Annotated in this window: 13 protein-coding genes, 1 tRNA gene and 2 pseudogenes; 14 read left to right on the top strand and 2 right to left on the bottom strand. The window is 65.8% G+C overall.

The genetic code is table 11. The features are described from left to right. The first annotated feature begins 110 nt into the window (after nucleotides 1–110). Together X946_RS20345 and X946_RS20340 are read left to right on the top strand one after the other, a co-directional pair. Nucleotides 111–815, top strand: a complete 705-nt coding sequence (locus tag X946_RS20345; RefSeq protein ID WP_038751245.1) for a CoA transferase subunit A — start codon at nucleotides 111–113, stop codon at nucleotides 813–815. Nucleotide 816: 1 nt separating this feature from the next. Next, complete coding sequence (locus tag X946_RS20340) at nucleotides 817–1,458, top strand: CoA transferase subunit B (RefSeq protein ID WP_038751243.1); 642 nt, start codon at nucleotides 817–819, stop codon at nucleotides 1,456–1,458. 416 nt (nucleotides 1,459–1,874) lie between these two features. Here the strand turns inward: X946_RS20340 and X946_RS20335 are convergent. Further along, nucleotides 1,875–2,816, bottom strand: a pseudogene (locus X946_RS20335) (NAD(P)/FAD-dependent oxidoreductase); the annotation flags it as partial. 167 nt (nucleotides 2,817–2,983) lie between these two features. Between X946_RS20335 and X946_RS20330 the strand changes: the two are divergent. From X946_RS20330 to X946_RS20275, 12 genes and pseudogenes are all read left to right on the top strand, one after another. Then, nucleotides 2,984–4,253: pseudogene (locus X946_RS20330) on the top strand (alpha/beta fold hydrolase). A gap of 72 nt (nucleotides 4,254–4,325) precedes the next feature. Beyond that, nucleotides 4,326–4,679 carry a RidA family protein gene (locus X946_RS20325; protein ID WP_038751240.1) on the top strand — a complete coding sequence of 118 codons (354 nt, stop codon included), beginning with the start codon at nucleotides 4,326–4,328 and terminating at the stop codon, nucleotides 4,677–4,679. A 45-nt stretch (nucleotides 4,680–4,724) separates the two neighbouring features. Further along, a complete protein-coding gene (locus X946_RS20320) occupies nucleotides 4,725–6,968 on the top strand; it encodes a RelA/SpoT family protein (protein WP_038751420.1) in 2,244 nt (747 codons plus the stop codon). A gap of 108 nt (nucleotides 6,969–7,076) precedes the next feature. Further along, a tRNA-Val gene (locus X946_RS20315) sits at nucleotides 7,077–7,153 on the top strand. A gap of 271 nt (nucleotides 7,154–7,424) precedes the next feature. Further along, nucleotides 7,425–9,332 carry a threonine--tRNA ligase gene (gene thrS / locus X946_RS20310; protein WP_038751238.1) on the top strand — a complete coding sequence of 636 codons (1,908 nt, stop codon included), beginning with the start codon at nucleotides 7,425–7,427 and terminating at the stop codon, nucleotides 9,330–9,332. A gap of 49 nt (nucleotides 9,333–9,381) precedes the next feature. Then, nucleotides 9,382–9,906, top strand: a complete 525-nt coding sequence (gene infC / locus X946_RS20305) for a translation initiation factor IF-3 (protein ID WP_081464034.1) — start codon at nucleotides 9,382–9,384, stop codon at nucleotides 9,904–9,906. 195 nt (nucleotides 9,907–10,101) lie between these two features. Further along, nucleotides 10,102–10,299: a 50S ribosomal protein L35 gene (gene rpmI, locus X946_RS20300; RefSeq protein WP_004191477.1), complete on the top strand. Its 198-nt coding sequence runs from the start codon at nucleotides 10,102–10,104 to the stop codon at nucleotides 10,297–10,299. Nucleotides 10,300–10,329: 30 nt separating this feature from the next. After that, nucleotides 10,330–10,689 carry a 50S ribosomal protein L20 gene (gene rplT / locus X946_RS20295; RefSeq protein ID WP_004192938.1) on the top strand — a complete coding sequence of 120 codons (360 nt, stop codon included), beginning with the start codon at nucleotides 10,330–10,332 and terminating at the stop codon, nucleotides 10,687–10,689. A 148-nt stretch (nucleotides 10,690–10,837) separates the two neighbouring features. Further along, nucleotides 10,838–11,851, top strand: coding sequence for a phenylalanine--tRNA ligase subunit alpha (gene pheS, locus X946_RS20290; protein WP_038751235.1), 1,014 nt, complete (start codon nucleotides 10,838–10,840; stop codon nucleotides 11,849–11,851). A gap of 87 nt (nucleotides 11,852–11,938) precedes the next feature. Next, nucleotides 11,939–14,371 carry a phenylalanine--tRNA ligase subunit beta gene (gene pheT, locus X946_RS20285; RefSeq protein ID WP_038751233.1) on the top strand — a complete coding sequence of 811 codons (2,433 nt, stop codon included), beginning with the start codon at nucleotides 11,939–11,941 and terminating at the stop codon, nucleotides 14,369–14,371. A gap of 72 nt (nucleotides 14,372–14,443) precedes the next feature. Next, a complete protein-coding gene (locus X946_RS20280; RefSeq protein WP_038751231.1) occupies nucleotides 14,444–14,848 on the top strand; it encodes an integration host factor subunit alpha in 405 nt (134 codons plus the stop codon). A gap of 57 nt (nucleotides 14,849–14,905) precedes the next feature. Next, on the top strand, nucleotides 14,906–15,310 hold the full coding sequence (locus X946_RS20275) for a MerR family transcriptional regulator (RefSeq protein WP_038751229.1): 405 nt from the start codon (nucleotides 14,906–14,908) through the stop codon (nucleotides 15,308–15,310). A 152-nt stretch (nucleotides 15,311–15,462) separates the two neighbouring features. On the opposite strand, the gene X946_RS20270 is transcribed toward X946_RS20275, so the two are convergent. Continuing rightward, the gene (locus X946_RS20270) at nucleotides 15,463–17,616 is read right to left on the bottom strand and encodes a hypothetical protein (protein WP_038751227.1); all 2,154 of its coding nucleotides are present in this window, start codon (nucleotides 17,614–17,616) and stop codon (nucleotides 15,463–15,465) included. Nucleotides 17,617–18,227: the final 611 nt, after the last annotated feature.

Genomic DNA, 18,227 nt, shown 5'->3' with positions numbered 1-18,227 from the left:
GGCGTCGCGGCAGCATTGGCCGCGCGTGCTTAGAATGGTGCGACGGGCCCGTCGCGCGCGCGAGCCGCGCGGGCTGTCGAGCTGGTTTCCATAGAGGAAGGGACATACAGATGAACAAAGTCTACCCAAGCGCGGCTGCCGCGCTCGAGGGCGTGGTCCATGACGGCCAGACCTTCGCGGTCGGCGGCTTCGGCCTGTGCGGCATTCCGGAAGCGCTCATCGCCGCGCTGCGCGATTCGGGCGTGAAGGACATCACCTGCATCAGCAACAACGCGGGCGTCGACGGCTTCGGCCTCGGCCTTCTGCTCGAAACCCGGCAAATCAAGAAGATGATCTCGTCGTACGTCGGCGAGAACAAGGAGTTCGAGCGCCAGTACCTGTCCGGCGAGCTCGAGCTCGAGTTCACGCCGCAAGGCACGCTCGCCGAGAAGCTGCGCGCGGGCGGCGCGGGCATTCCGGCGTTCTTCACGCAAACGGGCTACGGCACCGTGATCGCCGAAGGCAAGGAGACGCGCGAGTTCGACGGCAAGCATTACGTGCTCGAGCCGTCGCTCACGGCCGACGTCGCGCTCGTGAAGGCGTGGAAGGCCGACAAGTCCGGCAACCTGATCTACCGTCGCACCGCGCGCAATTTCAATCCGATGTGCGCGATGGCGGGCCGGATCACGGTTGCCGAGGTGGAGGAGATCGTCGAGAACGGCGAGCTCGATCCCGACGCGATCCACACGCCCGGCATTTTCGTGCAGCGGCTCGTGCTCAACGCGACGCCGGAAAAACGCATCGAACAACGCGTCGTGCGCGCGAAAGGAGACTGAGATGGCTTGGAATCGTGATCAGATGGCCGCGCGCGCGGCGAAGGAATTGCAGGACGGCTTCTACGTGAACCTCGGCATCGGGCTGCCGACGCTCGTCGCGAACCACGTGCCGGCGGGCGTCGAGGTGTGGCTGCAATCGGAGAACGGCCTGCTCGGGATCGGCCCGTCGCCGACCGAGGACGAAGTCGACGCGGATCTCATCAACGCCGGCAAGCAGACTGTGACGACGCTGCCCGGCTCGTCGATCTTCTCGTCCGCCGATTCGTTCGCGATGATTCGCGGCGGCCACATCAATCTCGCGATCCTCGGCGCGATGCAGGTCAGCAAGAACGGCGACCTCGCGAACTGGATGATCCCGGGCAAGATGATCAAGGGGATGGGCGGCGCGATGGATCTCGTCGCGGGCGTGAAGCGCGTCGTCGTGCTGATGGAGCACGTCGCGAAGGGCGACCAGCACAAGATCCTCGAAGCATGCACGCTGCCGCTGACGGGCGTGGGCGTCGTCGACCTGATCATCACGGATCTCGGCGTGATCGAAGTGACGCCGGACGGGCTCAGGGTGCTCGAACTCGCCGACGGCGTGAGCGTCGACGAGATCAAGGCGAAGACGGGCGCGCCGCTCGACGTGAGCGCAGTCGGCTGACGGCGCGGCATCGGCGCGGGCGCGCGCTTGCGTGAGTTGGGCCGTCGCGCGGCGGCGCTTTCGCAGCACAACAGTGCGAACGATGCGATGAAAATGCCCCCGCTTCGGGAAGACGTGGGGCGTCATGAGATGGTCGGCCCGATCCCTGCTCAGCGTAGTTCGCCAAGTGGGGATAGGGCTGACTGTAGGTTTTTGCTCCGACCGGCGCCGGCGCGCGTTCGATCGCGTATCGGGCGATGCGTGCCCAGATGCGGCGCAGGGCGTCTTGCGGAGATCGCTGCGCGGCGTCGCGGCGCCGCGCGGCAGCAGGCGCGTCGGGGGAGTGAACTCGCGACGCAGTCGGCCGTCCGCGTTGCTAGTTGCTAGTTGCTAGTTGCTAGTTGCTAGTTGCTAGTTGCTAGTTGCTAGTTGCCGCGGCACGCGCCGCCCGCCTTGCCGACGGACAAATCGACGGTGTCGCCGATCGCGTAGACGTTCTCCGCTCCGCGCACGCGCAGCGTCTCGTGGTCGGTCGGCAGCGATCCCTCGCCGTCGGCGGTCTCCGATACGCCGCTTTCGCGCACGGCGTCGGCCGCGCGTACCGGCGGCGTCTTCAGGATGTCGAACGGCTGCTCGGCACCTTCCTCCGAATATGCGATCCCGCGCGCCGGACCGATGCGCGCGAGCGTGACGCCGCGCTGATGGCGGATGCCGCGCCTCGAAGATCGCGGGCCGCGCGTCGCAGGTCGGCTTTTGCAGGAGCAGGCAATCGCGCAGCAATTGCGACACGGTCGGATACGTGTGGACGATTCCGACCTTGCGCACATCGCGGCGGCGCAGCCAGTCGTCGAACATCAGCGTGGTCTTGATCGGCACGATTCGGCACTGGTGCGGGACGTTGCGCGCCTTCGGAAACGTGACGGTGACGAACACGACGCCGCGCTTGATCGACGCGATCCGCTTGGCGAGCTGCCGCTCGGGCTCATGCTGGTAGAAATGGTCGCTCGCTTCGGCGAGACCTTCGATGCACTCGGGCGACGGCACGCAACCCGTCGCGATCACGAGGTGGTCATGGCCGTAGCGTTTGTCGCTCGTCGTGCGCACGTGCTGCGCGGCGAAGTCGAAATGCGTCGCGCGACCGACGGCGAACGCGATCTCGGGCCGCGGCAGCGAGCGCTCGGCGCGTGTCAGCGCGTTGCGGAAGAACGCGCCGAACGCGACGTACATGAAGGCCGGCTTGTCGTAGTGGCCAGGCGAATCGGACGGCAGCGTGATCCGCGCGTCGTCGCGGGCGACTTCGTCGAGCGGTTTCGGCGCGAATGGTTGGCGAGCGTCGTGCCGCCGAGCCCGTCGCCGACGATCAAAATCTGCGTGGGCATCGTGCATTTCCTTTCGCCGGTCGAGCAGGAGGCACGAGACAGGGCGTCGGCGCGGCAGCCGGCTCCAACGATTGACAATGCGCGAATCGGAGATTCGTTTTTGTTGAGTTGAGCCGAGCGTAGGAAATCCAATCGGCGATGTTGATTCCGCGGCGGCGCTTTCGAGGATGAATGGCAGGCGGGCGCGAGCGACGGGCTCGCGAATCGCGCGTCGGGAGCAGACGCGAGCGGGCGCGGCATATTGCCTCGGCCATTGGCGGGCGCGCACGGCGCATTCATTCGTCGAACAGCGGCGCGGCGGCGCGCGATGGGAAAAGCGCATCCGGTTTTCCGGAAATGCGATTGACGAAATGGATCGATGGATCGTCTCGGTTTCAGTGCGGCGCGCGGATCGCCGCACGTCGCGCGACTGTCCGTTCGGCCGATCGGCCGTCTGCAACGAAGCGGTTTACAATCGGTTCATCTGTTCGGCGCCCGTCGCCACTGGGGCGCCGAGCATTCGACCATGCCGACCGTTCGCCAGGAGCGCCGATGTCATCGAACCTTGCCACTTCCGTCTCCCCGCGTGAACGCCGCGTGCAATGCGCGAGCCCGGTGGGCCTGCATCACGTCGCATACACCGAATGGGGCGATCCCGAGAATCCGCGTGTGCTCGTCTGCGTACACGGCCTTACGCGCTCGGGGCGCGACTTCGATCGGCTCGCGGCGGCGCTGTCCGACGTCTATCGCGTCGTCTGCCCCGACGTGGTTGGCCGAGGCCGCTCAGACTGGCTCGCGGAGCCGAAGCTCTACGGCCTGCCGCAGTACGTCGCCGACATGGTGACGCTGATTGCGCGCCTCGACGTCGAGCGCGTCGACTGGTTCGGCACGTCGATGGGCGGGCTGATCGGCGTCGCGCTCGGCGGCCTGCCGGGCACGCCGCTCGGCAAGATGATCGTCAACGACGTCGGCCCGCACATCGAGCCTGCTGCGCTCGGGCGGATCGGCGAGTATGTCGGTCTCGACAAGCGCTTCGCGACCGAAGAGGAGGGAGTCGATTATCTGAAATCGCTATCGCTGCCGTTCGGCCCGCTCACGCCCGACGAGTGGCGCGCGCTGAACCGGCCGCTCCTCGTGCAGAGCGCGGACGGCTCGTGGCGCGCGCGCTACGATCCGCGCATCGGCGAGCCGTTCAAGGCCGCGACGCCCGACGCGAACGCTCAGGGCGAGGCCTGGCTCTGGCATGCGTTCGAGCAGTTCGCGGGGCCGCTTCTTGTCGTGCGCGGCGCGCAGTCGGACCTGCTTTCGCGCGACACGGTCGAAGCGATGAAGGCGCGCGGCCGCGCGGTGTCGAGCGTCGAGATCGCCGAAGCGGGCCATGCGCCCGCGTTCGTGAGCGCCGGGCAGATCGCGATCGCTCGCCAATTTTTCGTCGGCGATGCGCCGCACGCGTCATAATATGCGGTTCGGCGCGGCCTGCCCGAGGGCTCGCGGCGCCGTCCACCGATCAACCATTCACCGGGAATTCTCATGGCAGTTACTCGTCACCACGTCGGCCCCCGTCTTTCCGAAATCGCGATCCACGGCGGCACCGTCTACCTCGCGGGCCAGATCGCCGAGGACACGGCGCAGGACATCAAGGGCCAGACGCGCGAAGTGCTCGGCCACATCGATCGCCTGCTCGGCGAGGCGAACAGCGACAAGTCGCATCTGCTGTCGGTGCAGATCTTCATCTCCGACATGGCGAACTTCCCGGGCATGAACGAAGTGTGGGACGCGTGGGTCGCACCGGGCGCGACGCCGCCGCGCGCGACCGTCGAGGCGAAGCTCGCGAATCCGGCATGCCTCGTCGAAGTGGTGGTCGTCGCCGCGCAGCGCGGCTGAGCAGGAGCGCGACACGTTTTTCCAGGCAACATGCAATACCCGACGATGACAGCTGATTCCGCATCCGGCGCCACCGCCGCGGCGCCGTCGCTCGACGACGTGCTCGCGTTCGTGCGCGAGCACGCGGGCGACGCGCGCTTGCCGTCGGGCGAGTTGCTCGTCGATCATGCGGCGGGCACGTCGACGATCATGCAGCGCCTGAACGTCGATCCGCCCGCGACGCAGGCGGCGGCGCTTTTCGCGCTCGCGCCGTATCTGAGCGATCCCGAGAAGCAGATCGCCGAGCGCTTCGGCGACGAGGTGGCGCGCCTCGTCACCGACGTGCGCAAGCTGCTGCGCCTCGGCACCGTGAGTCTGCGCGCCGCGCAGAGCGCGCCCGTCGACACGGGCCGCGACGCGCAGGCGGAGCGGCGCGCGCAGATCGAGGCGCTGCGCAAGATGCTGCTCGCGTTCGCGCAGGACATCCGCGTCGTACTGATCAGGCTCGCGTCGCGACTGCAGTCGCTGCGCTACTATGCGGCCGCGAAAATCGAGCCGCCGCCCGACGTCGGGCGCGAGACGCTCGAGATCTACGCGCCGCTCGCGAACCGGCTCGGCATCTGGCAACTGAAGTGGGAGCTCGAGGATCTCGCGTTCCGCTTCGAGGACCCCGGCACCTACAAGCGCATCGCGAAGCTGCTCGACGAGAAGCGCGTCGAGCGTGAGGCGTACGTTGCCGAGGCGATCGAGCGGCTGCAGCACGAGCTCGCGGCCGCGCATATCCAGGCCGAAGTGAGCGGCCGTCCGAAGCACATCTACAGTATCTGGCGCAAGATGCGCGGCAAGGAGCTCGACTTCTCCGAGCTCTACGACGTGCGTGCGTTTCGCGTGATCGTGCCGGACATCAAGGATTGCTACACCGTGCTCGGCATCGTCCATCACCTGTGGCAGCCGGTGCCGAAGGAGTTCGACGACTACATCTCCCGGCCGAAGCCGAACGGGTACAAGTCGCTGCACACGGTCGTGATCGGCGACGACGGCCGCGCGTTCGAAGTGCAGATCCGCACGCACGAGATGCACCGCTTCGCCGAATATGGCGTCGCCGCGCACTGGCGTTACAAGGAGGCGGGCGCGCGCGGCTACGGCGGCCAGTTCTCGGCGAGCGAGAAGTACGACGAGAAGATCGCCTGGCTGCGCCAACTGCTCGCGTGGAAGGACGAAGTCGCGGATAGCGGCGGCGGGGACGCGATCGGTCATGAGGCATGGGCGCAACTGCGCGAGACGACGCTCGACGACGACCACATCTATGTGCTGACGCCGCAGGCGCGCGTGATCGCGCTGCCGCAGGGCGCGACGCCCGTCGATTTCGCGTATCACCTGCACAGCGAGCTCGGCCACCGCTGCCGCGGCGCGCGCGTCGACGGCGTGATGGTGCCGCTCAATACGCCGCTTGCAAACGGACAGACGGTCGAAATCGTCGCGGTGAAGGAGGGCGGCCCGTCGCGCGACTGGCTCAATTCGCAACTCGGCTATCTGCACAGCTCGCGTGCGCGCCAGAAAGTGCGCGCGTGGTTCAACGCGGTCGACCAGCAGGAAAACATCGCGCACGGCCGCGCGCTCGTCGAGAAGACGCTGCAGCGCGAGGGCAGGACCTCGGTGAATCTCGAGCATCTCGCGGCGAAGCTCGGCTTCAAGTCGCCCGACGAACTGTTTTCGGTCGTTGGCAAGGAAGAATTCAGCCTGCGCAACGTCGAGCAGGCGCTGTCCGACGCGCCGGCGCCCGAGCCCGAGCCGGAAGCGCCCGCGAACTTCGAGAAGCGCGCGAGCGGCGCGAACGTCGCGCACGGCGCGTCGACGGGCGTGCTCGTCGTCGGCGTCGACGCGCTGCTCACGCAGCTCGCGCGCTGCTGCCGTCCAGCGCCGCCCGATCCGATCAGCGGCTTCGTCACGCGCGGCAAGGGGATGTCGATCCACCGCAGCGATTGCGCGATGTTCCGCCGGATGGCCGAGCGCGCGCCTGAGCGCGTGCTGCAGACGACCTGGTCGGCCGACGTGCTGGGCGGGCGCGGCGCGTCTGTCTATCCGGTGGACCTGATGATCGAGGCGACCGATCGGCAAGGGCTGCTTCGCGACATCTCCGAAGTGTTCGCGCGGGAGAAGATGAACGTGATCGGCGTGAAGACGCAAAGCCGCCGCAACGCGGCGTTCATGCAGTTCACGGTCGAGGTGTCGAGCGCGTCGCAGGTGCAGCGGGCATGCACGCTGCTCGGCGAGGTTCAGGGCGTCGTGCGGGCGGCTCGCAAGGCGTGAGCGCCGGCCGTGCGCCGCCGCGCGGCAACGGGTTGCGAACTTTTTCGAACAGAAAGCACAAAAACGCTTGCCAGGGCGGAAAGGGCTCCATATAATTTCAGCTTCTTCAGGCTCGTAGCTCAGTTGGTTAGAGCACCACCTTGACATGGTGGGGGTCGTTGGTTCGAATCCAATCGAGCCTACCAACGACATCGGTCGAAGCTCGATTTGTCGGGCTTCGGCGGCAGTAGAGAATTTCTACGCAAAAGGCGAATACGGTTATGACACCGCGAACGTTGACCGAAACCCATTCGGAGCGACGCTAGTCGAGGAACGTTTTCGCCTTGTGGTTTTGATGTATCGAAATGCGGCCCCTCGAAAGCGGGGCCGCATTTTTTTTGTCGCGCGTTTTCGTTGGCGCTTTCGCGCGTTGATAGATAGTCTGCCGCTCACTGACGGCATCACGGAGATTGCTATATGGTTTCGATACGCTTGCCCGACGGCTCGGTTCGCCAATACGAGCATCCGGTGACGGTCGCCGAAGTGGCGGCGTCGATCGGCCCTGGCCTTGCGAAGGCCGCGCTTGGCGGCAAGCTCGACGGCGAGCTCGTCGACACGTCCGCGCTGATCGACCGCGATGCATCGCTCGCGATCGTCACCGACAAGGACGTCGACGGCCTCGACATCATTCGCCACTCGGCCGCTCACTTGCTTGCCTACGCGGTGAAGGAACTGTATCCGGACGCGCAAGTGACGATCGGGCCCGTGATCGACAATGGCTTCTATTACGACTTCTCGTACCATCGCCCCTTCACGCCCGAGGATCTCGAAAAGATCGAAAGGCGCATGCAGGAGCTCGCGAAGAAGGATGAGGCCGTCACGCGCCGCGTCGTGTCGCGCGACGAAGCGGCGTCGTACTTCCGGAGCATCGGCGAGAAATACAAGGCCGAGATCATCGAATCGATTCCGGCGAGCGACGAGATCAAGCTGTATTCGCACGGCGCCTTCACCGATCTGTGTCGCGGCCCGCACGTGCCGTCGACGGGCAAGCTGAAGGTCTTCAAGCTGATGAAGGTCGCGGGCGCATATTGGCGCGGCGATTCGAAGAACGAGCAGTTGCAGCGGATCTACGGCACGGCCTGGACGAAGAAGGAAGACCAGGATGCGTACCTGCACATGCTCGAAGAGGCGGAAAAGCGCGACCACCGCAAGCTCGGCAAGCAGCTCGACCTGTTCCACATCCAGGAGGAGGCGCCCGGCATGGTGTTCTGGCACCCGAAGGGCTGGACGCTGTGGCAGCAGGTCGAGCAGTACATGCGCCGCCGTCTCGACGCGGCCGGCTACCTCGAGATCAAGACGCCGATGATCATGGACCGCTCGCTGTGGGAGGCGTCCGGCCACTGGCAGAACTATCGCGAGAACATGTTCACGACGGAGTCGGAGAAGCGCGACTACGCGGTCAAGCCGATGAACTGCCCGGGCCACGTGCAGGTGTTCAAGCACGGCTTGCGCTCGTATCGCGATCTGCCGCTGCGTTACGCGGAATTCGGCTCGTGCCACCGCAACGAGGCGTCGGGCGCGCTGCACGGGCTGATGCGCGTGCGCGGCTTCGTGCAGGACGATGCGCACATTTTCTGCACGGAAGACCAGATCAACGCCGAGGCGATCGCGTTCAACAAGCTCGCGATGAGCGTCTACGAGGATTTCGGTTTCGAGCGCATCGACATCAAGCTGTCGCTGCGCCCGGAGCAGCGGATGGGCTCGGACGAGACGTGGGAGCACGCGGAGGAGGGGCTGCGCAATGCGCTGAAGGCGTGCGGTCTGGCGTGGGAGGAACTGCCGGGCGAGGGTGCGTTCTATGGTCCGAAGATCGAGTACCACATCAAGGACGCGCTCGGTCGCTCGTGGCAGTGCGGCACGCTGCAGCTCGACATGATGCTGCCCGAGCGGCTCGGCGCCGAGTACGTCGCCGAGGACAACAGCCGCCGCCGGCCGGTGATGCTTCACCGTGCGATCGTCGGCTCGATGGAGCGTTTTCTCGGGATTCTGATCGAGCACCACGCTGGTGCAATGCCGGTTTGGCTCGCGCCCGTCCACGCGGTTGTGCTGAATATCGCCGAAAGTCAGGCGGAATATGCTCAGACTGTTGCTCAATCGTTGCAAAAACAAGGGCTTAGAGTGTCAGCCGATTTGCGCAACGAGAAAATTAGCTATAAAATACGCGAGCACACGCTCGAAAAAGTTCCCTATCTGCTCGTTGTAGGCGATAAAGAGCGTGAAGCACAAACGGTAGCCGTGCGTGCCCGTGGCGGCGTCGATCTGGGTGTGATGCCCGTCGAAGCCTTCGTTGAGCGTCTGCATGAGGACATTCGGACGTTCAAGTAACCGCCCTGGCAGCGCGGCTCGTTTTTTTAATTTTTAGAGGAAACGTAACATCGCTACTGATAAGTCGTCGCATCGCATCAACGGTGAAATCACTGCACCGGAAGTGCGTCTGGTCGGGGTCGATGGCGAGCCCATCGGCATCGTGAAACTCGCCGAGGCTTTCCGTAAATCGGAAGAACTGGATGTTGACCTGGTGGAGATCGCGCCGCAAGCGGCTCCGCCGGTTTGCCGTCTGATGGATTACGGCAAGTTCAAGTACCAGGAAGCCAAGAAGCAGCACGAGGCGAAGCTCAAGCAAAAGGTCATCCAGGTCAAGGAAGTGAAATTCCGCCCAGGGACCGATGACGGCGATTACAACGTCAAGCTTCGCAATCTGGTGCGCTTCCTCGAGGAAGGCGACAAGACGAAGATCACGTTGCGTTTCCGCGGCCGTGAAATGGCTCACCAGGAAATCGGCATGCGGATGCTCGAGCGTCTGCGCACCGACCTCGACGAAGTCGGTCAGGTCGAGCAGATGCCGAAAATGGAAGGGCGCCAGATGATCATGGTGCTCTCGCCGAAAAAGAAGAAGTAACGGGCGTGCCGCGCGCGTGCGCGGCGGCTCGGTGAAGTGGTTCGGCGCGTCGTCCGGTCGGGGCGGCGTGCCTGAAACGACGGCGGTCGCGCGAGCGCACGCGCCGTACACAAGTGGACTGGGTTCCGAAGGGCGGGTTGAGGGCGCAAGCCAACCGCACACCCACCTCCATCAAATAAACTGGAGTTGTTCGTCATGCCTAAGATGAAGACCAAGAAGAGCGCTGCAAAGCGCTTCGTGGTGCGTCCGGGCGGCACCGTCAAGCGCGGTCAAGCCTTCAAGCGTCACATCCTGACCAAGAAAACCACGAAGAACAAGCGTCACCTGCGCGGCGCCACGGCAGTTCATGATTCCGATCTGAACTCCGTCCGCGCGATGCTCCCGTTCGCGTAACCCCTCAACCGATACTCACAGGAGAGAAACATGCCTCGAGTCAAACGTGGGGTAACCGCACGGGCCCGTCACAAGAAGATCATCAACCTGGCCAAGGGTTATCGCGGCCGCCGCAACAACGTCTACCGCATCGCCAAGCAGGCGGTGATGCGCGCTGGCCAGTATGCGTACCGCGACCGTCGCAACAAGAAGCGTGTGTTCCGCGCACTGTGGATCACGCGTATCAATGCGGCCGTGCGTCAGCACGACATGACCTACAGCGTGTTCATCAACGGCCTGAAGAAGGCGTCGATCGAACTCGACCGCAAGGTGCTGGCCGACATGGCGGTGTTCGACAAGGCAGCTTTTGCCGCGATCGTGAAGCAGGTGAAAGCCGCCGTTGCAGCCTAATTGCGAAATTAGCACTGCGTGGTGAGCTGCAGCGATGTTCCGGTAGTCGCGGCCGCTGCAGCGAAAACGGGGCTCTTCCGAGCCCCTTTTTTGTTGGGTCGGGCGTTTCGCTCGACGAGTACAACTGACGTTGGAAGTGATGGGATCAATGGATCTGGACCAGATTGTCGCCGACGCGCAGCAGTCGTTCGAAGGGGCTGCGGATATCACCACGCTCGAGAACGAGAAGGCGCGGTTTCTCGGTAAGTCGGGCGCGCTGACCGAGCTGCTGAAGGGCCTCGGCAAGCTCGATCCCGAGGCGCGCAAGACGGAAGGCGCGCGCATCAATGTCGCGAAGCAGCAGGTCGAAGCCGCGCTGAACGCGCGCCGCCAGGCGCTCGCCGACGCGCTCCTGAACCAGCGTCTCGCCGCCGAGGCGATCGACGTCACGCTGCCGGGGCGCGGCACGGGCGCGGGCAGCCTCCATCCGGTGATGCGCACGTGGGAGCGCGTCGAACAGATTTTCCGCTCGATCGGCTTCGACGTGGCCGACGGCCCCGAGATCGAAACCGATTGGTACAACTTCACCGCATTGAACAGCCCGGAGAACCATCCGGCGCGCTCGATGCAGGACACGTTCTACGTCGACGGCAAGGATGCCGACGGCCGTCCGCTCCTGCTGCGCACGCACACGAGCCCGATGCAGGTCCGCTACGCGCGGATGAACCGGCCGCCCATCAAGGTGATCGCGCCCGGCCGCACGTACCGTGTCGACAGCGACGCGACGCACTCGCCGATGTTCAACCAGGTCGAAGGCCTGTGGATCGACGAGAACGTCAGCTTCGCCGACCTGAAGGGCGTCTACACTGATTTCCTGAAGAAATTTTTCGAGCGCGACGACATCCTCGTGCGCTTCCGTCCGTCGTACTTCCCGTTCACCGAGCCGTCGGCCGAGATCGACATGATGTTCGAGCACGGCAAGAACGCGGGCAAATGGCTCGAGATCTCCGGCTCCGGCCAGGTGCATCCGACGGTGATTCGCAACATGGGCCTCGACCCCGAGCGCTACATCGGCTTCGCGTTCGGCAGCGGCCTCGAGCGGCTGACGATGCTGCGCTACGGCGTGCAGGACCTGCGTCTGTTCTTCGAGAACGACCTGCGCTTCCTGCGGCAGTTCGCGTAACGGCGCGACCGTCCCGCTCCGCGCCCGGCCGGCCCACCGAGGCGGCGCGCCGGGCCTCGATCTAACCTGTTTCGAACGTGGATATCCATGCAATTCCCTGAATCCTGGCTGAGAACCTTTGTCGATCCGCAACTGACGACGGACGAACTGTCGCACGCGCTGACGATGGCGGGGCTCGAGGTCGAGTCGCTGCGCCCGGCGGCGGCGCCGACCGAGAAGATCGTCGTCGGCCGCGTGCTCGAGGTGGTCAAGCATCCGGATGCGGACAAGCTCAACGTCTGCCAGGTCGACGCCGGCACGGGCGCGACGCTGCAGATCGTCTGCGGCGCGCCGAACGTCGAGCCGGGCATCAAGGTGCCCGTCGCGCTCGTCGGCGCGAAGCTGCCGCCCGCCGAGGAAGGCGGCGTGCCGTTCGCGATCAAGCTGTCGAAGCTGCGCGGCGTCGAGAGCCAGGGGATGCTCTGCTCGGCGCGCGAGCTGAAGCTTTCCGAGGACCACAGCGGTCTCATGATCCTGCCGGAGGACACGCCCGTCGGCCAGGACATCCGGGAAGCGCTGAACCTCGACGACACCGTCTTCGAAATCAAGCTGACGCCGAACAAGGCGGACTGCCTGTCCGTGTTCGGTATCGCGCGCGAGACGGCCGCGATCACGGGCGCGCCGCTCACGGCGCCCGACATCCGGCCGGTTCTCGCCGAGCTGACGGAGACGCTGCCCGTCGAGATTGCCGCGCCCGACCTGTGCGGCCGCTTCTCCGGCCGCGTGATCCGCGGCGTGAACGCGCGCGCGAAGACGCCGCGATGGATGGTCGAGCGCCTCGAGCGCGCCGGCCAGCGCAGCGTGTCCGCGCTCGTCGACATCTCGAACTACGTGATGTTCGAGCTGGGCCGCCCGTCGCACGTGTTCGATCTCGACAAGATCCACGGCGGCATCCGCGTGCGCTGGGGCAAGCGCGGCGAATCGCTCAAGCTGCTGAACGGCAACACGGTCGAGCTCGACGAGACGGTCGGCGTGATCGCCGACGACGCCCAAGTCGAGAGCCTCGCGGGCATCATGGGCGGCGACAGCACGGCCGTCACGCTCGACACGACGAACATCTATCTCGAAGCGGCGTTCTGGTGGCCGGACAGCATCCGCGGCCGCGCGCGCAAGTACAACTTCTCGACCGACGCGGCGCATCGCTTCGAGCGCGGCGTCGATTACTCGACGACCGTCGAGCATGTCGAGCGGATCACGCAGCTGATCCTCGACATCTGCGGCGGCCAGGCGGGCCCCGTCGACGATCAGATCGCGAACCTGCCGCAGCGCGCGCCCGTCACGATGCGCGTGTCGCGCGCGAACCGGATCATCGGCGTCGAGATCGGCGGCGACGAAGTCGCGCAAATCTTCACGCGCCTTGGCCTCGCATTCGAGCGCGACGGCGACGTGTTCAGCGTGACGCCGCCGCCGCACCGCTTCGACATCGAGATCGAAGAGGATCTGATCGAGGAAGTCGCGCGGATTCACGGCTTCGAGAAGATTCCCGCGCGCCCGCCCGTCGCGACGAGCGAGATGCGCGCGACCGACGAGACGCGCCGCTCGATTCACGCGATCCGTCACGCGCTCGCCGCGCGCGACTACGCGGAAACGGTCAACTTCAGCTTCGTCGATGCCGAGTGGGAGCGCGACTTCGCCGGCAACGACGAGCCGGTGCGTCTGCTGAACCCGATCGCGAGCCAGCTCTCCGTGATGCGCACGACGCTGTTCGGCAGCCTCGTCGGCGTGCTGCGCCACAACCTGAACCGCCGCGCCGATCGCGTGCGCGTGTTCGAGACGGGGCGCGTGTTCGTCGCCGATCCTGCGGTGAAGGCGGGCGAGCTCGCGGTCGAAGGCTACGCGCAGCCGAAGCGCGTCGGCGCGCTCGCGTACGGGCCCGTTGCGGACGAGCAGTGGGGCGTGGCGACGCGCCAGGTCGATTATTTCGACGTGAAGGGCGATCTCGAGGCGCTGTTGGCCCCCGTCGCGGCGCGCTTCGTGAAGGCCGAGCATGCGGCGCTGCATCCGGGGCGCAGCGCGCAGATCGAAGTCGACGGCCGCGCGGTCGGCTGGATCGGCGAGCTGCACCCGCGCCTGATGCAGAAGTACGAGCTGCCGCACGCGCCCGTGATGTTCGAGATCGACGCGGACGCGCTTGTCGCGCGCGCGCTGCCCGCGCCGTCCGAGGTGTCGAAGTTCCCGCCGGTGCGTCGCGACATCGCGGTCGTGGTAGACCAGAAGGTCGAAGTGCAGGCGCTTTTCGACGAGATGAAGAAGGCGCTTGCCGAAGACGCGTGCAAGTTCGTCCAGAAGGTTGCGCTCTTTGATGAATTTCGTGCAAAATCAAATACTTCCAGTGGGTTGTCAGCCCACGAGAAAAGCCTTGCGTTCCGCGTCACGCTGCAGGATGCGGCCGGAACCTTGCAGGACGAGACGGTCGATCTGGCGATTCAGACCCTCGTGGATCGCATGGCTCGAGTCTATGGCGCGCGTTTGCGCGGATAGGGCGCGAAAGTGGCGGAAGCCGCCGCTTTCGTCAGTGTTTTTGTCCAAGTTTGACGCGCTAGTTTTGCAGATATGAACGACATGAACTCGAGTGAATTTGAAGCCCTTCTGACGGCGCAGCGCAGCGCCATGTCCCGCGACGTCCCGGCGTCGCCGCCCGCCGGCGATACGCCGACGCTGACGAAGGCCGAGCTGGCCGAGCTGCTGTTCGACAGCGTCGGCCTCAACAAACGCGAGGCGAAGGACATGGTCGAGGCGTTCTTCGAGGTGATCCGCGATGCCCTCGAGAATGGCGAGAGCGTGAAGCTGTCCGGCTTCGGCAATTTCCAGCTGCGCGACAAGCCGCAGCGGCCGGGGCGCAATCCGAAGACGGGCGAGGCGATTCCGATCGCCGCGCGCCGTGTCGTGACGTTCCACGCGAGCCAGAAGCTGAAGGCGCTCGTCGAAAACGGCGCCGAATCGGATCTCGTGCGCTGAGCCGGCGCTTCGCCACCTGCGCGGAGCGCCCGCGCCCTTACCGACGGTTAACTGACGATGACGTCGACGGTTGAGAAAGTCGTGCTGCCTCCGATTCCCGCGAAGCGCTACTTCACGATCGGGGAAGTGAGCGAATTGTGCGGCGTGAAGCCCCACGTGCTGCGGTATTGGGAGCAGGAGTTCACGCAGCTGCGCCCGGTGAAGCGGCGGGGGAACCGCCGCTACTACCAGCACCACGAGGTGCTGCTGATCCGGCGGATTCGCGAGCTGCTGTACGAGCAGGGCTTCACGATCAACGGCGCGCGCAACCGGCTCGACACGGTCGGCAGCGAGCGGAGAGCGCCGCCCGAGCCGGGCGAGTTGGAGCAGCATGCGGCCGAGCCGGCAACGGGCGACACGATCGACGTCGCGCAGTTGCGCCGGGCGCTTCTCGACGTGATCGACAGCCTCAAGCGCGGCTGAGCGCGGCGTCGAGGGAGCGCAGGATGTGCCGAGGCCGCGCGCCTCGAGCGGCAAGTGGCCGGCAATCGTAGACGAGCCCGTGCGAACCTTGGATCGCACGGGCTTTTTTTCGCGCTGTTTCCCCGCGGAGGCCGCGCCGCGCGCGGCGCGAATCACCGCGCGAGCGGGTCCTTCTTGCCGACGTCGACGTACAGCGTGCCGTCGTGCACCATCCGCACCGCACCGCGCGAGACCACGTCGCGGTAGTCGTAGAGATCGAAGCGCACCCGCTGTTTCGTCGTGTCCTCGACGAGAATGCGCATGTTTAGCACGAGGACGTTGAACATCTTCGTATCGCCGCTTTCGAGCCACAGGTAGCTGTTCGGAAGGTTCGCGGGCGGGCGCAGACCGGGCGCGTTCGGCGCCGGGCGGAACGTGAGGCGCAGGCCGTCCGGCTCGACCGTCGCCTGCGACATGTGGCCGACCAGCATGGGCGACGGGAACACCGTGTACTGGTCGAGCACGAGCGCATTGCCGCGCAGCTCGGCGCCGCGACGCTTGAGCGGCGCGAGCGACGACAGCTCGATGCCGAGCGCGCGCAGCAGCTTCGCCTGCGGCACGCCGAGCACCGACACCTGCGTCGGCGTGAACGCGAGATGGCGATCGTCGAGGAGCGACAGCGTGCCCTTCATGTCGGCCGGCAGCCACACGCCGGGCGGCACCTGGTTCCACAGCTTGAGGCCGCCCTGCACGCGCAGCATGTCGCCGTCGGCGCTCAGCTTCAGATCGTTCAGCGAGCGCGGCGAATAGTCGAGCAGATGGCGGTTGAAGAGGTCGGACATCGCGTCCCACGGCGCGAGCACCGAGCCGCTCACGATGCGGATGTCGTACTGATTCGGATCGTCGAGGTCGACGGGCTCGCCCGCGCGTTTCGCGACGAGCTGGACGACGAGATCGTCGACGCGAAAGCCGATGTTGCCGGCGATGTAGAAATCGGCGTTGTGCAGGTGGATCGTGGTCGTGCCGTTCGAGATATGGCGCGGGCCGAAGGCCGTCACGTCGCCGCCCGGCCGCGCGGCCACCTTGCGGAAGTTGGACTGCGGCGCGCCGCCGTGCGGTGCGATCGCGAATGCCTCCCATTGGCGGCGCGCTTCGTTCAGGTTCGACTGCTGCGCGTCGATCAGGCTGTCGTTCATCCGCGCGGACGCGCTGCCGATGCCCGGTGCGGCGGGGCGCGCGACCTGCCGGTACGACGGCATCAGGATCGACAGCGCGCCGCTCGGCTCGAAGTTGAAATAGCCGGCGACGAGCTGCTCGCGGTAGTGATACATGTCGAACACGAACGCGTCGTCCGGCGATGACTCGCGCGGCGGATAGATCACGATGTCCGCGTTCATCGGCATCGTGCGCATGAATTTCACGTCGCCGCCGCGCAGATACATCGCGTGCTTCGGCGCGTTCTCCGGCATCGTGAAGCCCGCCTTCGTGCCGTCGTCGAGCACGAGGTCGAGGCCGGCGGGCGTGAGTTTCAGCGCGACGATGTTGATCTTCAGATGGGGCGGCGGCAGCAGCTTGTCCACGTTCAGCACGAGATCGTTGCCGTTCAGCTTCACGATCGGCGTGTCGATCTTCAGCAGATCCGACACTTGCACTTTCGCGGCCCGCATCACGGGGCCCGCGTCGATGCCCGAGACGTGCACGTCGGTCGGGCGAAAGACGAGCGTCGAGCCGTCGCGAATCTCCAGCTTGCCCCTCAGCGAGAACGGCACCCAGCCGTCTCGCTGCATTTCGCCGCGGATGTCGAGGAAGCCTTCGCCCGCCGTCACGCGCACGTTTCGCAGCGGCGCATTGCGGTAGCCGAAGATGTAGCCGCCGAAGAGCGCGTTGAGCTTCGTATCGTCGAGCGTCACGGTGCCGTGGTGCACGGCGATGTCGAAGCTCGTCGGATCGTCGAAGACGGCGGGTGCGCCGGGATGAGTCGGCACGAGCGTCGCCGACAACTCGTGGACAAGGAAGCCGAGATCGCCGACGATGCGGAAATCGACTTCGCGCAGGAACGCGAGCGTGCCGCTCTGGCCGGAATCGCGCAGCGTGAGCGGGCGTAGCTGGTCGACCTTGATCGACGCGAGCGTCGGCACGGTCCGTGCGATCTGCTGCTCGCGCGCGACGCGATCGGCCTTCGCGCGCTCGATCGCCGTCGACGTGGCGCTGCCGCGATCGGTCTTGGGCGTCGATTCCGCGCATCCCGCGCTCAGAACGGCGAGCGTGACCGCCGTTCCCGCGCACGAGCGCAGGAACCAGCGTGAAGCCGAAATGGCCGTGCACATGGCGCGCCATGCGCCGCGCGTACGGTGAAACGGCGGCGTGCGCTGGGCGCGCTGGACCTGTGTCCGCATCGTTGATGTCTCCCTATCTTTGTCGTGACTGGCGCGCGAGCGCGCGCGTCGGCTGGCGCCGATGTTTGGCGGCAGTGTGGCATAGCCGCGCTAGAGGAGCGGCACCAAACATCGGCCCGGCGTGCTGCGCTGCAAGATGGCGCGTTGCGGCGCGGATGTCGCGATGGCAATGATACGAATCAAACGCTCGTATGACGCGCGGGCCGTGATCCGTGACGCGAAATCATGTGAAGTGCTTCCGCCGAAGGGATGTCGACCGTGGTGTCCGGGCGAGCCCAGGTGGGCGTTGCGTGCGTCGCTGGTGGCGGCGTGGAGCCGCGTCGCGGCCGGAGAAATGCGTCGCGCGCCGGTATTCGGCTCGCGCGCGGCATATTCGGATCGCAATCGACGCGGGAGCGTTCGGATCGATGCCGGCGCGGGCATGCGGATGTGCGATGCGTCGAGAGGGTGCCCCTATGTTGTTCGTCAAGCGTTAGGGGCCGACTTGGGTTGGTAAATGGTTCCGTCGCGCAGCATGGCGAACAGGACGTCGCAGCGTCGCC

It is taken from the genome of Burkholderia sp. ABCPW 111, assembly GCF_000773065.1.
GTDB classification, from domain to species: Bacteria; Pseudomonadota; Gammaproteobacteria; order Burkholderiales; family Burkholderiaceae; genus Burkholderia; species Burkholderia savannae.
Note: the sequence above shows the minus strand (reverse complement) of the source record. Positions and strands in the feature narration are given on the sequence as shown.

Bases quoted from the DNA above. Each gene is read 5' to 3' on its own strand.
- X946_RS20345 (WP_038751245.1), top strand. From the start codon at position 111: ATGAACAAAGTCTACCCAAGCGCGGCTGCCGCGCTCGAGGGCGTGGTC.
- X946_RS20340 (WP_038751243.1), top strand. From the start codon at position 817: ATGGCTTGGAATCGTGATCAGATGGCCGCGCGCGCGGCGAAGGAATTG.
- X946_RS20325 (WP_038751240.1), top strand. From the start codon at position 4,326: ATGGCAGTTACTCGTCACCACGTCGGCCCCCGTCTTTCCGAAATCGCG.
- X946_RS20320 (WP_038751420.1), top strand. From the start codon at position 4,725: ATGACAGCTGATTCCGCATCCGGCGCCACCGCCGCGGCGCCGTCGCTC.
- thrS (WP_038751238.1), top strand. From the start codon at position 7,425: ATGGTTTCGATACGCTTGCCCGACGGCTCGGTTCGCCAATACGAGCAT.
- rpmI (WP_004191477.1), top strand. From the start codon at position 10,102: ATGCCTAAGATGAAGACCAAGAAGAGCGCTGCAAAGCGCTTCGTGGTG.
- rplT (WP_004192938.1), top strand. From the start codon at position 10,330: ATGCCTCGAGTCAAACGTGGGGTAACCGCACGGGCCCGTCACAAGAAG.
- pheS (WP_038751235.1), top strand. From the start codon at position 10,838: ATGGATCTGGACCAGATTGTCGCCGACGCGCAGCAGTCGTTCGAAGGG.
- pheT (WP_038751233.1), top strand. From the start codon at position 11,939: ATGCAATTCCCTGAATCCTGGCTGAGAACCTTTGTCGATCCGCAACTG.
- X946_RS20280 (WP_038751231.1), top strand. From the start codon at position 14,444: ATGAACGACATGAACTCGAGTGAATTTGAAGCCCTTCTGACGGCGCAG.
- X946_RS20275 (WP_038751229.1), top strand. From the start codon at position 14,906: ATGACGTCGACGGTTGAGAAAGTCGTGCTGCCTCCGATTCCCGCGAAG.
- X946_RS20270 (WP_038751227.1), bottom strand. From the start codon at position 17,616: ATGTGCACGGCCATTTCGGCTTCACGCTGGTTCCTGCGCTCGTGCGCG.